General features: G+C 69.9%; 15 protein-coding genes. 8 read left to right on the top strand and 7 right to left on the bottom strand.

Translation table 11 applies throughout. The features are described from left to right. Window positions 1-114 precede the first annotated feature (114 nt). The gene (locus QQK35_RS01120) at window positions 115-1,497 is read left to right on the top strand and encodes a tyrosine-protein kinase domain-containing protein (RefSeq protein ID WP_284252216.1); all 1,383 of its coding nucleotides are present in this window, start codon (window positions 115-117) and stop codon (window positions 1,495-1,497) included. On the opposite strand, the gene QQK35_RS01115 is transcribed toward QQK35_RS01120, so the two are convergent. Then, complete coding sequence (locus tag QQK35_RS01115) at window positions 1,494-2,474, bottom strand: DUF6492 family protein (RefSeq protein ID WP_284252215.1); 981 nt, start codon at window positions 2,472-2,474, stop codon at window positions 1,494-1,496. The two genes, QQK35_RS01120 and QQK35_RS01115, sit on opposite strands and share 4 nt — an antisense overlap. A gap of 160 nt (window positions 2,475-2,634) precedes the next feature. Here QQK35_RS01115 and QQK35_RS01110 point away from each other — a divergent pair, with 160 nt between their 5' ends. From QQK35_RS01110 to QQK35_RS01095, 4 genes are read left to right on the top strand one after another with little or no spacing between them, the layout of a single operon-like run. Then, window positions 2,635-3,243, top strand: a complete 609-nt coding sequence (locus tag QQK35_RS01110; RefSeq protein ID WP_284252214.1) for a DUF1972 domain-containing protein — start codon at window positions 2,635-2,637, stop codon at window positions 3,241-3,243. A gap of 44 nt (window positions 3,244-3,287) precedes the next feature. After that, complete coding sequence (locus QQK35_RS01105) at window positions 3,288-3,788, top strand: glycosyltransferase family protein (protein WP_284252213.1); 501 nt, start codon at window positions 3,288-3,290, stop codon at window positions 3,786-3,788. Beyond that, the gene (locus QQK35_RS01100; protein WP_284252212.1) at window positions 3,785-4,873 is read left to right on the top strand and encodes a Gfo/Idh/MocA family protein; all 1,089 of its coding nucleotides are present in this window, start codon (window positions 3,785-3,787) and stop codon (window positions 4,871-4,873) included. Before QQK35_RS01105 ends, QQK35_RS01100 begins: the two co-directional genes overlap by 4 nt. Further along, the gene (locus QQK35_RS01095) at window positions 4,870-5,748 is read left to right on the top strand and encodes a hypothetical protein (protein ID WP_284252211.1); all 879 of its coding nucleotides are present in this window, start codon (window positions 4,870-4,872) and stop codon (window positions 5,746-5,748) included. The genes QQK35_RS01100 and QQK35_RS01095 overlap by 4 nt, the downstream gene beginning before the upstream one ends. Here the strand turns inward: QQK35_RS01095 and QQK35_RS01090 are convergent. The 6 genes from QQK35_RS01090 to QQK35_RS01065 form a co-directional block, all read right to left on the bottom strand. Then, window positions 5,735-6,439 carry an acyltransferase gene (locus QQK35_RS01090; RefSeq protein ID WP_284252210.1) on the bottom strand — a complete coding sequence of 235 codons (705 nt, stop codon included), beginning with the start codon at window positions 6,437-6,439 and terminating at the stop codon, window positions 5,735-5,737. The genes QQK35_RS01095 and QQK35_RS01090 overlap by 14 nt on opposite strands. After that, the gene (locus tag QQK35_RS01085; protein ID WP_284252209.1) at window positions 6,423-7,544 is read right to left on the bottom strand and encodes a glycosyltransferase family 4 protein; all 1,122 of its coding nucleotides are present in this window, start codon (window positions 7,542-7,544) and stop codon (window positions 6,423-6,425) included. The genes QQK35_RS01090 and QQK35_RS01085 overlap by 17 nt, the downstream gene beginning before the upstream one ends. Further along, window positions 7,541-7,927, bottom strand: a complete 387-nt coding sequence (locus QQK35_RS01080) for a hypothetical protein (protein WP_284252208.1) — start codon at window positions 7,925-7,927, stop codon at window positions 7,541-7,543. Before QQK35_RS01080 ends, QQK35_RS01085 begins: the two co-directional genes overlap by 4 nt. A 366-nt stretch (window positions 7,928-8,293) precedes the next feature. Then, window positions 8,294-8,881 (bottom strand): sugar transferase, encoded by a 588-nt coding sequence (locus tag QQK35_RS01075; RefSeq protein ID WP_284252206.1) that lies wholly within the window; start codon window positions 8,879-8,881, stop codon window positions 8,294-8,296. After that, a complete protein-coding gene (locus QQK35_RS01070; RefSeq protein ID WP_284252204.1) occupies window positions 8,878-9,804 on the bottom strand; it encodes a Rossmann-fold NAD(P)-binding domain-containing protein in 927 nt (308 codons plus the stop codon). The genes QQK35_RS01075 and QQK35_RS01070 overlap by 4 nt, the downstream gene beginning before the upstream one ends. Before the next feature lie 277 nt (window positions 9,805-10,081). Then, window positions 10,082-10,903 carry a DUF1295 domain-containing protein gene (locus QQK35_RS01065; RefSeq protein WP_284252203.1) on the bottom strand — a complete coding sequence of 274 codons (822 nt, stop codon included), beginning with the start codon at window positions 10,901-10,903 and terminating at the stop codon, window positions 10,082-10,084. A 34-nt stretch (window positions 10,904-10,937) separates the two neighbouring features. Here QQK35_RS01065 and QQK35_RS01060 point away from each other — a divergent pair, with 34 nt between their 5' ends. Genes QQK35_RS01060 through ftsR form a run of 3 tightly spaced genes read left to right on the top strand, consistent with a single transcriptional unit; the run spans window position 10,938 to window position 12,761 of the window. Then, window positions 10,938-11,540 carry a CDP-alcohol phosphatidyltransferase family protein gene (locus tag QQK35_RS01060; protein ID WP_284252202.1) on the top strand — a complete coding sequence of 201 codons (603 nt, stop codon included), beginning with the start codon at window positions 10,938-10,940 and terminating at the stop codon, window positions 11,538-11,540. Next, window positions 11,503-12,063: an FHA domain-containing protein gene (locus QQK35_RS01055; protein WP_431311788.1), complete on the top strand. Its 561-nt coding sequence runs from the start codon at window positions 11,503-11,505 to the stop codon at window positions 12,061-12,063. The genes QQK35_RS01060 and QQK35_RS01055 overlap by 38 nt, the downstream gene beginning before the upstream one ends. Then, window positions 12,060-12,761, top strand: coding sequence for a transcriptional regulator FtsR (gene ftsR, locus QQK35_RS01050; protein WP_284252200.1), 702 nt, complete (start codon window positions 12,060-12,062; stop codon window positions 12,759-12,761). Before QQK35_RS01055 ends, ftsR begins: the two co-directional genes overlap by 4 nt.

Here is a 12,761-nt window from a genome sequence, read left to right as displayed (position 1 = left end):
CGGCTCCGTGCGGGTTGCTGGACTAGAGCAGGACGCGGGTACTGTACCATCGCCCTGTCGTCGACCCCGCTCCAGTCACTCCCCGGGGTGCAGAGTCCTACGGAAGGGGCGGCTGTGAACCCCGATACGTCGGCGTGGACGGCGATGCGCGTCGTCGGTGCGCTGCGCAGGCTGTGGTGGCTCGTCGTGGCACTCGGCATCGCGGGCGCCGGGGTCGCGTTCGGGGTGTCCGCGTCGGCCACCCCGATCTTCCAGTCGACGGCTTCGCTCTACTTCACCCTCAATCAGGGCGGCGATGCGATCGACCTGAACCAGGGCTCGACGTACACGCAGAACCAGATGCTGTCGTTCGCGCAGCTCGCCACCTCCTCCCGGGTCCTGCAGCCCGTGATCGACGATCTCGGGCTTGACACGACGCCGAGGCTCCTCGCCCGCACTCTGCAGATCTCGATCCCGCAGAGCACCGTGGTGCTGGAGGTGCAGGCCGCGTCGCCCGACCCGCGGATGGCGGCACGGGTGGCGAACGCGGTCACGACGAGCCTGGTGGACGTCGTCCGTGAGATCGCGCCCACCGGCGCCGACGCGACGCCGACGGTCAAGGCCGAGGTCATCGACCGTGCCGTCGTGCCCCGGGTCCAGGCGCTGCCGAACAAGACACGGGACAGCGCGATCGGCCTTCTGATCGGCCTCCTCCTCGGTGTCCTCATCGCCATCGCCGTGACGGCACTGGACACCCGGATCCGCTCGGTCGACACCCTCACCCGCATCCTCGACCGTCCCGTCCTCGGCACGATCTCACGCGCTCCGCGGAAGGGGCGGGGCCTTCCCGTCGAACGCGATCCACTCGGGCAGACGGCGGAGGACGCCCGCAGGGTCCGGTCATCGCTCGCCTACGCATCGCTCTCGCATCCGCTTCGCAGTCTGCTCGTCACCTCCGCCCTTCCCGGCGACGGCAAGACGACCGTGGCGGCCAACCTCGCGTATGCCATGTCGGGGGTCTCGTCGGTCGTCATCGTCGATGCCGACCTGCGGCGTCCTCGGGTCGGCGACTATCTCGGCGTCGAGGGCAGCGTCGGCTTGACCAACGTGCTGCTGGGCGAGCTCCCGTTCGAGCGGGCGAAGCTCGGCTGGGCGGACTCGGATCTCGACGTGCTGCCGTCCGGTCCCATTCCGCCCAATCCGGCGGACGTCCTCACGTCCGGGGCGATGCGCCGTCTGCTCGACGAGGGTCTGGCGGCATACGAGCTCGTGATCATCGACTCGCCGCCGGTCCTCAGCGTCGCCGACGCGGCTCTCCTGGCTCCCATCGTCGACGGGGTCGTCATCGTGATCGACGCGCGGCGGACGCGCCAGTCGCAAGCGGCTCAGACCGTCCATCAGCTGGAGGCGGCGGGAGCCCGCGTCGTCGGTCTGATCCTCAACAACGTGAAGACGCCCCGGGCGTCGCGTTCGCGCTACTACTACCGGACGCCGACGGCCGTCGAGGCCGAGAGCTAACCGCGCACCCCACGCCGCTCGAGCCGCTCGTGGAGCTTCTTCGCGAGCATCGCGGGAAAGTAGCGCCGGCGGAAGGCGGCGATGAAGCGCCGCGCTGCACGCTCGTCCGCGAAGACCTCGCGCATCGACCAGAAGGCGGCGATCCGCGCGCGCGCTCTCCGGTCGCCTCGCGCGAGCGCTGTCCGGTGCACGGCGAAGAACGCCGAATCGACGGCCTCCGCCTCGGAGATGGTGGAGTCCACCCCCTCTACGCCGTGGCGCTGACGCGGCCAGACCGTGGGGGAGGGCAGGGGGACCCCGTCGTACACCGCCTCGACGCCCAGGCCCCGCACCGTCAGCCACGCGCCGTACAGGAAGAACTCGGTCAGCTCCTGGCGCTCGAACTCCTCCGCGAAGGGTGTGCCGGATGCCCTCTCGATGTCGTCGATCATCGCCCGGACGATCTCGGTGCGCATGACGAACGGCGTCGCCGTCGGGAGGAAGTCGTCGTGGGCCGCCTCGATCGCGGCATCCGTACCTCCCGCGTACCGCAGGGCACGATCCAGCTGGGGTCGGAGCGGGTGCGCCGTGTATGGATGCGTCGCTCCGCGTGCGCGGCCGTCCGGGGCCACGAAGTCCTCCAGGACGGCATCGCGGATGAGGTGGTTCTTCGCATCCAGCAGGACGTAATGCGGCGTCGAGATCGTTCGCGCGATGAGGAGCTTGGCGATCTGCTGGCTGCGCCAGCCGATGGTCGGCGGCATGCTCGACGCGATCTCACCGGTCCGAACGACCCGCAGGCGATCGGCGAGGGGGCCGTACGCGGCTCTCAACCGCGCGAGCGCCCGTCGTGACAGCGGCCGCCAGTCGTTGTCGATGACGACGACCTCCGACAGGGCCGAGTCGGCGAGATGACGCGCCAAGGAGCGCGCCTGCAACTCGAGCAGCCCGAGCTCGGCCCCGAAGACGACGGTGACGAACGACACGGGCGGGTTCATGCGTCCATTGTGGGGGCGCGGTGCCCGCACCCCCAGAGTGGGGGGCGGCGCGGGTCGTCATCGGCACCTCTGCATTACCCTCGAAAGCGGGTTCGCCGTCAGGGGGAGCGTCCCGCGTTGGATCCACGCCGACTCGAGGAGACCCTTGTCCGCTTCCCCGGTGCACCCCTCACGGGACGGGCGCCCGACGGTGCGGATCCTCGGAACCCATGGTGTCCCCGCGGCCTACGGCGGCTTCGAGACGGCCGCGGAGAACGTCGCCCGTCACCTGGTGGCGCACGGCTGGCGCGTCGTCGTCTACTGCCAGGCGCGGGGTCGCGGCCCCGTCGTCCAGGACGAATGGCAGGGCATCGAGCTGGTGACCATCCCGGTCCCGCGCGACGGGTGGCTCGGCACGTCGGCATTCGACTGGAGGTCCATCCGGCACGCGGTCCGGCACCGCGATCTGACTCTCACCTTCGGGTACAACACGGCCGTCTTCAACATCTCGCAGCGCCGTCGCGGGTTGCGCAACGTCATCAACATGGACGGCATCGAGTGGTCGCGCGCCCGCTGGGGGTTCATGAAGCAGGCGATCCTCTACGTCAATGAACGCATCGCGTGCTGGGTGGGGGACCGCCTGATCGCCGACCACCCCGAGATCGAGCGGCACCTGGAACGCAAGGCCACGAGGTCCAAGCTCGTCACCATCACCTACGGCGCCGACCAGGTGGTGACGGCGTCGGCCGAGCCCGTGCGTCGGCGTGGGCTGGAGCCGGGGAGTACCTGACCCTGATCTGCCGCCCCATTCCCGAGAACTCGATCCTCGAGCTCGTGCGGGCGTTCTCCGCCCGGCCTCGTGGTCTGCGTCTGGCGATCCTCGGCGACTATCTCCCGCAGTCGGACGCGTATCATCGCGCGGTCGTCGATGCGGCGAGCGACGAGGTGGTCTTCCTGGGCTCGGTGTACGCCCCCGCGGAGGTGGCGGCACTGCGATTCCACTCGGTCGGTTATCTGCACGGCCACACGGTGGGGGGCACCAATCCGTCGCTGGTCGAGGCCCTCGCCGCCGGCAATCCGGTGATCGCGCACGACAACGTCTACAACCGCTGGGTCGCGGGCGACGCGGCCCTCTACTTCCGGGACGCCGACGATGCCGACGAGCGAATCACATCGTTCCTCGGCGACCCGGACGGACGGGCCGCGCTCGCGGCCTCCGCGCGCCGCCGGCACGCCGAGGAGTTCACATGGGAGCACGTCGCCGGGCAATATGAGGATCTCCTGGCCTCACAGCTGCCACCGGGCGACCGGCGCCTACCCAGGGAGAACGCATGATCAGCGTGGGCGTCGTGGGCCTCGGCAAGATGGGGATGTCGCACCTGGCGATGATCCAGGCGCATCCCGACGTCCGCGTGGGTGCCGTCGTCGACACGACCGGCTATGTCCTCGACGTGCTGGAGAAGTACACAGGCCTGCCGACCTTCCGAGACGTCGACGCCGCTCTCGCGAAGGTCGAGCTCGACGCGCTCATCATCGCGACGCCGACGCGGCTGCACGCTCCCATGGTGCGGCAGGCCCTCGAGCACGGGCTCGGCGTGTTCTGCGAGAAGCCGCTGTGCATGAGTGCCGCCGACTCCGCCGGACTCGCCGGGCTGGCGCGGCAGCGCGGCCTCGTCACCCAGGTCGGCTATCACAATCGTTTCGTCGGCGCGTTCCGCGAGGTCAAGCGCCTGCTCGACGCCGGCGCGATCGGGAGAGTCACCCACCTTGCGGCGGAGGCGTACGGACCCGTCGTGCTGCGCGCCAAGGGCTCCACGTGGCGCAGTCGCCGCGAGGAGGGCGGTGGCGCGCTCTACGATTACGCGGCGCATCCGCTCGATCTGCTGACCTGGTACGCGGGCGCTCCGAACGCCGTCGGCGGCACGGTGCTCGGCTCCGTCTTCTCGGCGGACACCGAGGACGAGGTCTACAGCACTCTCTACTACCCGGACGGATCGCACGCGCAGCTGTCGGTCAACTGGTCGGATGAGTCCTATCGCAAGATGACGACGATGATCACGATCTCGGGGACGGCGGGCCGCATCCACGCCGACCGCCAGGAGGTCCAGCTCTATCGGCGCGACACGGCACCGGAGCTCCCGGGGTATGAGCGCGGATGGACCGTCAAATACACGACGGAGCTCACCGATCCGGTCTGGTTCTACCTTCGCGGAGAGGAGTACAGCGCCCAGCTGGACCACTTCGTGCAGCGTGTCGCCCGCGGCGATACGGCCGGGACCAACACCTTCGACAGCGCGGCGCTCACCGATCGGGCGCTCGAGCTGCTCACCCTGGATGCCGCGAAGGGACCCTCGACACGGGATGAGGCCGCGGCCGCGCCTGATGCGACCCGCCGGGGATCGAGGAGGCAGCGCGCGTGAGCGACTACCGGATGGACCGCCTCCTCTTCGGCGACAACCAGTTCTTCGGCGTGAACCACATGTCGGAGGAGAAGGCGCGTTCGCAGGCGATGCGGTTCCAGCACATCGATGCGGTCATGGATGTCCTCGACGCGGCGTACGACGAGGGCATCACCACGTTCATGTGCACGACGCACGACCGGATCGCCGCCGTCGCCGACCGGGTCCGCGCCGATCCCGGCCGGTACGACCGGTTCACCTTCTTCCCCGGCATGCCGTACGCGCACAAGTACGCCGACGCCGTCACGGAGAACGGGATGCTGGGGGCGGTACGCCGCTTCCTGCCCGAGGAGGGCCTCATCAACGCGGCCGTGCGCGGCGGTCGCTCACTGGCCCGCAAGGACGTCGAGGGGATCATCACCCTGCTCGTGGACGCCGAGATGCGCATGTTCAGCGGCCTGCGGACGCCCGTGATCTGGCTCCAGAACGTCGTCGTCGACATGCTGCTCGGGTTGGGTTTCACCGAGGCGTTCACGATCTTCGCCCGCCATGTGCGCCGGCGCTATGACGCGGAGCCGGGCTTCATCACGATGAACCTGCCGATGCTGCTCGACTCCCTCGATGCCGCGGGTCTGGAGAATCCGATCGTGTGCGCGAACATCAACAAGATCGGCTTCCGCATGTCGGGCGGGCTCGAGGGCTATCAGCGGGCGCTCGAGACGAGGCGCTTCCGGGCGGTGGCGATGTCCGCCTTCGCGTCGGGGGCAATCCCGCCGCGCGAGGCGATCGAATGGATCGCGGAGCAGCCCCACATCGAGTCCATCGTCTTCGGCGCCTCCACCCGCGAACACATCCGCTCGACCCGGCTCCTGGTCGACGAGCTCATTCCGCGCTGAGCGCGGCCCCACGGGTTCCGACCACGCGGGCCGGGACGCCGGCCACGATGGCACGCGAGGGCACGTCCGAGCGCACCACCGAGCCGGCCGCGACGACGGCGCCCTCACCGATCGTCACGCCGGCGAGGATGATCGCCCCGGCCCCCACCCACACGTCGTCCGCGATCGTCACGGACGCGCGGATCTCGCTCTGCTCGATGATCGGACGACGCGGGTCGTCGAAGACGTGGTTCTCCGAGAAGACCTGCACGAACGGTCCGAGCAGCACGTCCCGCCCGATGTCGACACCGCCGCCGCCGTGGATGAAGTCGGATGCACCGACCGCCGCACGTCGGCCGATCCGGATCCCGACCCCGAGGTGCCGGATGGCTCCGGTGCTCCGCAGCACGGCGCCCCGGTCGATGGTCGCATCGTCCTCGATGATCACCCCGTCGCGGGAGAGGGCGTCGATCAGCACCCCCGACCCGAGCGACGTGTTCCGCCCCAGTCGCAGCCGGTGCCGGTTCCGCAGTGCCACACGGGACCCGACGAAGGTCCGCGGCATGCCCCGCAGAACTCCCCGGAGGCGCTCGAACGCCTTGCGCATGACGAAGGCGAGCACCTCGCGGTCCATCACGTCCGGGTCGAATCCGGCGTCGAATCCACGCGTCGCCCGGTAGCGCGCGTCGATCCGGTCACGCAGGCGCGACATGCGCGCGCTCCTCGTGCCGGATGCCGGTGACCGCACCGCGCATGCGCTCGACCGTCGATGCCCACGGCGTCGACGCCGACCCTGGTCGATCCGGGTCGGGCGTCCGGCGGCGGGGCTCGTGCGCCAGGGCGTTCCGCAGAGCACGCGCGATGTCCGTCGTCGAGCGAGGATCGAACCAGCCCTCCGCCTCCTGCTCACGGAATACCGGGAGATCGCTCGCGATGGCCGGGGTCCCGGCGGCGCGGGCCTCGAGCAGCGGCAGCCCGAATCCCTCGTCGAGCGAGGGAAGCACGAACAGCCGGGCATGCGCGTACAGCCATCGGAGCTCGGCGTCGTCCACGTCCCGCAGGAAGCGCACCCGACCGCCCGCGGCGCCCGGAAGCACCTCCGAGGCGCCGTCGGGCGCCCCGACGACCACGAGACGGTGCCGAGAGTTCACCTCGTCCTCGCCGAGATAGGCGTCGATGAGCCGACGCAGGTTCTTGCGGACGTTCAGCCGGCCGACCGTGAGGATGAACTCCTCCCCGGGTGCGATGGCGTCCGGACGTCGCGGTTCGAGCGCCACCAGATCGATCGGGACGTCGAGCCCCACGCGCCGGAGCCGGTCCCGCGTCTCCGGCCAGACCCGGCCGATCCGGGCGGTCTCCGCGCTCGATGTCGTGAAGATGAGGTGAGCGGCGCGCAGGCTCGGTCGAAGCAGGCGCAGGTACGCGCGTTCCGGGAGGGTGAACCACTCGGGATGGTCGACGTACATCGCGTCGTGAACGAGCACCGCGCTGACGGCGGTGCCGGTCCGCGTGGCGAAGTTCTGTGTGATCACCGCGTCGTGATCGACCGCGGCCCTGCCTGCGCGACGCGCCGCGACGGCGTGGATGCGCGCGAGCCGCGACACGGGACGCACCGTCGCCGCGATGCCGCGGCGCTCCAGGTCTCTCGCGATGCGGTCGGCCTCGTCGGGCCGCACGAGCAGGGTCAGGGCATCATCCGGGAAGGTACGAGCCCAGCCCGTGACCATCCCGATGACCACGTTGCGTCCGGAGGGTGGGCCGGAGAGCCACCAGTAGGCATCGACGAGGATCCGCAGCGTGCCCACGACCCCGTTCATGATGCGGCGGCTCGGTCCAGTCGACGCAGATCGCGGTACCACTTCGCGATCCCCGCCAGCAGCACGAGCCCGTGCGCCGCGAAGAGCACGCAGTAGATCACCACGAAGCCCGGTCGCCAGCCGGCCAGGAGGAAGGCGATGCACAGGATGCCGTAGTCCGCGGGCAGGGCGACGAGCGTCTGCAGCACCCCACGGCCCGCGGGCGCGCTCACGGGCACCGGCCGGGAGCGCCGCAGCTGGTCGGTCAGCATGATCCCGAAGAAGAAGACCACCGAGACGGTCAGATACCCGAGCGGCACCAGCAGGAACAGGTCGCTGCCGGGATGACCGAAGCGGAAGAAGGAGATGAGGACCGCGATGTGCACCAGGCAGGTCTTGGTCACGTCCACCATGTGGTCCAGCCACTCGCCCCGCAGGCTCCACCGCCGCGCAGTCGCGCGAGCTGGCCGTCAGCGGAGTCGAAGGCGTACCCGGCGGCCAGGAGGGCGGCCACCGCGGGTCCGAGCCACCAGACGGGGGCACGAGCGCCATCAGGGCGAGGCCCGAGAACGTCAGGAGCGCGCTGATGCCGGTCAGCGCGTTCGGGGTGAGACGCGCCAGGTAGGCGGCAGCGGCGATGAGTCGCCCGGCGCGTCGGTTGATCCAGACGGAGTACGGCGGCGCGCCACGGCTGGGCTTCTGCGCCGCGCCCATTCTGGCGAGCGTCGCCCGCAGGCTGCGGGGGTGTTCGAGCACGTCCTGCGTCACGGTCAGTACGCCCCCACGGGTCGCAGCAGCACCTTGACGGTTCGCCAGAGGATCAGGAGATCGCCCGTGAGCGACCAGTTCTCGACGTAGTAGAGATCGAGACGCACGCTCTCCTCCCAGGTCAGATCCGAGCGCCCGCTGATCTGCCACATCCCGGTCAGGCCCGGCTTGATGTAGAGGCGGCGCAGGACGTGCACCTCGTACTTGTTGACCTCATCGATGAGCGGCGGCCGCGGCCCGACGAGGCTCATCTCGCCGACGAGGACGTTGAGCAGCTGCGGGAGCTCGTCGAGCGAGTACTTGCGCAACACGCGTCCGACTCGGGTGACGCGAGGATCGTCGCGCAGCTTGAACAGCACCCCGTTGCCGTCGTTGCCGTCGGCGAGCGCCGCGAGCGCCGTCTCCGCATCCGGCACCATCGAGCGGAACTTGATCATGGAGAAGAGGGAACCGTTGCGACCGACGCGGGCCTGGTGGAAGAACACCGGGCCGCCGTCCGAGACCTTGATCGCGACCGCGATCACCAGCATCGCCGGAGCGTAGAGGGCGAGGGCGAGCGCCGACGCGGCGATGTCGAACGCTCTCTTCAAAGGTGCTTGCCGCCCTCGTAGCTCGGCAGCTCCACGTGCATGAGCGGCAGGTTCTCCACGGGCCGGATGTGGATCCGCGGACCCGCTACGTTGAGCAGCCGCGATGCGATGAGCATCTCCGCATCGGTGCGCTCGAGGCTCCATCCGAGGTCGCGCAGGAAGGTCCGTCCGTGGGGCTGCCCTGCGACGATGACCGCGTCGATCCCGCGCGCACGTGCCTCGGCGGCTACCGCGGACGACGTCGCCTTCCCGAGCACCGGGAAGCTCCGCTGGCCGGCGCGCACCTCCTGGGTCTCGTCCTCGCCTTCGAGCATGACCCCGACCGTTTCGTAGGGCCCGCCGTGCAGGCCGGCCAGCGTGATCAGGACCCGCTTGACGTCGTGCCGTGGTCCCACGACGAGCGTGGCGAGGGTGTTGCGACCGCGGCGGCGGCGGGAGATGAGCCAGGCGCGCCAGAGGCGACGCGACAGGAGGAGCCCCGCGAGTCCGACCGGGAAGGCCACCAGGAACAGAACGCGCGAGATGTCCGCCCCGATGACGAGCAGGGTGATCGCGTCGAGTCCGAAGGAGACGGCGGTCGCGTTGGTGACGCGCCGGTACTCGGTCGGTTCGGAGCCGATGACCCGGATGTCGCGCGTACGGATCGCGGCGAGCCCGGCGATCCAGGACACCGCGATCAGGCCGACCACGATCCAGTAGTTCACCCGGAGGCCACTGACCTCGAGGGCGGCGTCATCGGTGCCGAACCGCACGATCGTCGCGAGGCCGAGCGACGCCAGGACGACGCCGCAGTCGGTCAGCATGAGCGCGCCGGCGTAGCGGCGCATCGCTCGGCGACCAGGGGTCGTGCTCGCGGTACCGCTGCGCACAGGGAGGTCGAAGCGCGCCTCGAGCTCGGCCCAGGAGGGCGTGGCGGCGGTCACGTGGCCGGCTCCGAAAACGGAACAGGAACGGTGGAGATGTGCACTGTTCACCTGCGGGGGACAGGTGACGGCGGAGCCGTCGCGGGGACAGGAACGCAAAAGGACGAGTCCGTCGGGGGACGGGCCCGGGTGCTTCCACGAGGGGATCAGCCGACGACGTGATCTCCGGCGACCTTGTTCGGCATCAATCTATCGGGGGACAAAAGGGTGGTCAACTCAAGTTCTGAAATGTAGCCCCGCATTGGGGTAGACAGGTCGTGCGCGTCGGCTTCTCGCCTTACGCGGACGGGGAACGACGCCGCGGGAACCAGGGGATGACGGGCGAGGTGCGCCGCTGGTACTCGGCGTATTCGGGGTACTTGGACCTGGTGATCGCCTCGGTGAACCGCGTCGACCCGATGAAGATCGCCAGCAGCAGCACGATCCCCAGGCAGGTCCAGTCGAGCCCTCGGGCGGCGACGATGCCGAACGCCGCGACGACCCACCACTGCGCGTTCTCGAAGAAGAAGTTGGGATGCCGCGAGACGCGGAACAGCCCCGTCTGCCGGAAGCGCGGCGACGGCTCCCGGCCGGCCGCCGCCTCGCCGCGCTTCCACCGCTGGAACGACCACTGCTGCTGATCGGCGACGGTCTCGCCGACGAGGAAGCCGATGAAGAGCACCGCGAGCACGACGTCGAGCACGCCGAACGGCGTGCGGTGGGCGAAGGCGGTCCACGCCGGGGAGGCGATGAGGAACAGCACCGCGTTCTGGAAGATCACGATGAACAGCAGGTTGAACACCTGGAACTGCGCCGGCGACATCCGGCCGCGCAGCACCGCCCACCGGTAGTCCTCGTGGTCGCCGCCGATGCCGGCGTAGCCGCCCTTGCGTGCGAAGTTGAAGGTGAGCCGCGCACCCCACAGCAGCACGAGCACCGCCATGACGTCCAGGCGCGGGTCGCGCAGGCCGGCCGCGATCGCGAAGACCCAGACGTAGACGACGGGGATGATCGACCAGATCCGGTCGACCCACGAGGTGTCCTTCGTGACGAGCGACGCGATCCAGCAGAACGCGGAGGCGACGGCGGCCACGATGAGCGCGACGATCAGCGGCGACATCGGGCCAGGCTAGCCCGGGACTAGCCTTGATCGCGTGCCGGCAGTGAGCTCTCGCATCCTCACGGTGCCGAACGTGCTGAGCCTCCTGCGGCTGCTGCTCATCCCCGTCTTCCTGGTGCTGCTGATCACGCAGCAGTACCTGTGGGCGCTGGTGACGCTCGTCGTGTCGAGCATCACCGACTTCGTCGACGGCTACGTCGCGCGCCGCTTCGACCAGGTCAGCCGCCTCGGTCAGCTGCTCGACCCGGCGGCCGACCGGCTGTTCATCTTCTCCACGCTCGTCGGGCTGGCGATCCGCGGATTCCTGCCGTGGTGGCTGGTCGGGGTGGTCGTCGCCCGCGACGTCCTGCTGCTCGTGCTCGGCGTGATCCTGGCGCAGCACCGGTACGGACCGTTGCCGGTGCATCATCTCGGCAAGCTGGGCACCTTCGCGCTGCTCGTCGCGATGCCGGTGCTCGTGCTCGGTGCGGCCTTTCCCGCGGTGGATGCCTGGGCCGAGCCCGTGGGCTGGGCGGCGGCGCTCTGGGGCGTCTTCCTCTACTGGTGGGCGGGCGTGGTCTATGCGATCCAGACCGGTCGGATGATCCGGATTTCCGAGGATGCGCCCGCCGGAGCATCGGATAGTGTGGACCGCTAAAAGGAGGGGATGGAATGGCCGACGACCCGCACGAGGACGACACTCCTCGGTCGACCGAGCAGCCCCAGCCCGCCGCGGCTTCCGCCCCGCAGGGGCCGGCGCCGACACGACCGTGCACTATGCCGATGACTTCGCTCAGCAGCTCAAGGCCATGGAGGCCGGGGTCTCGCCGGAGGAGCAGGAGGCCATCGCCGCGCTCCCGTCCGGCTCCGCGCTTCTGATCGTCCGCCGCGGCCCGAATGTGGGTGCCCGCTTCCTGCTCGACGCCGACTCGACCATCGCGGGGCGGCATCCGGATGCCGACATCTTCCTCGACGACGTCACGGTGTCGCGCCGGCATGCGGAGTTCACGCGGGTCGGCACGTCGTTCCAGGTCAAGGACCTGGGCTCGCTCAACGGCACCTACTTCGACGGAGTGCGGATCGAATCCGCTCTGCTCAGCGACGGTGCCGAGGTGCAGGTGGGCAAGTTCCGGCTCACCTTCTACGCCTCGCGACTCGATCTCGCCGCTCTCAGCCGGTGAGAGCCGGCGCCGCCGCCCCGAAGCCGCAGGGTCCGGGGACGAACCTCCTCAGCATCGGTCAGGTCCTCGCGCGGCTGAGCCCCGAGTTCCCGGATCTCTCCCCGTCGAAACTGCGCTTTCTCGAGGAGCGGCAGCTCGTGACGCCGTCGCGCACGGAGTCCGGATACCGCAAGTTCTCGCCGGCCGATCTCGAGCGGTTGCGTCTGGTGCTGACCATGCAGCGCGACTACTATCTGCCGCTCAAGGTGATCCGCAGCTACGTCGACGACCTCGACGCCGGGCGCGAGCCCGTGCTGCCCGGCGGCCTCCAGGTCAGCGCGGCGCCCTCGATGCTGCCGGGCGGCCGCAAGCTGACCCGCGAGGAGCTCGTGCGGGAGTCCGGCGCGACCCCGATGCTGCTGAACGACGCGGTGAGCGCGTCGCTCATCGTCGCGGGTGACACGTTCGCCGAGGAGTCGCTCGTCATCCTGAAATCGCTCGTCGAGTTGCAGCGTTCCGGCATCGAGCCGCGGCACCTCCGCGGATTCCGGGCCGCCGCCGAGCGCGAGCTGGGGCTCATCGAGAGCGCCCTGATCCCGACCGCGCGCCGCTCCGACGCCTCGAGCCGCGCGAAGGCGCTCGACCTCGCCCGGGAGATCGCGGCGCAGCTCGAGCTCGTGCGCTCCAGCCTCATCCGCTCGGCGCTGTCGAGGCTCTGA

Source organism: Pseudolysinimonas kribbensis, from assembly GCF_030161895.1.
GTDB classification, from domain to species: domain Bacteria; phylum Actinomycetota; class Actinomycetes; order Actinomycetales; family Microbacteriaceae; genus Pseudolysinimonas; species Pseudolysinimonas kribbensis.
This window is presented reverse-complemented; position numbering and strand designations above follow the sequence as displayed.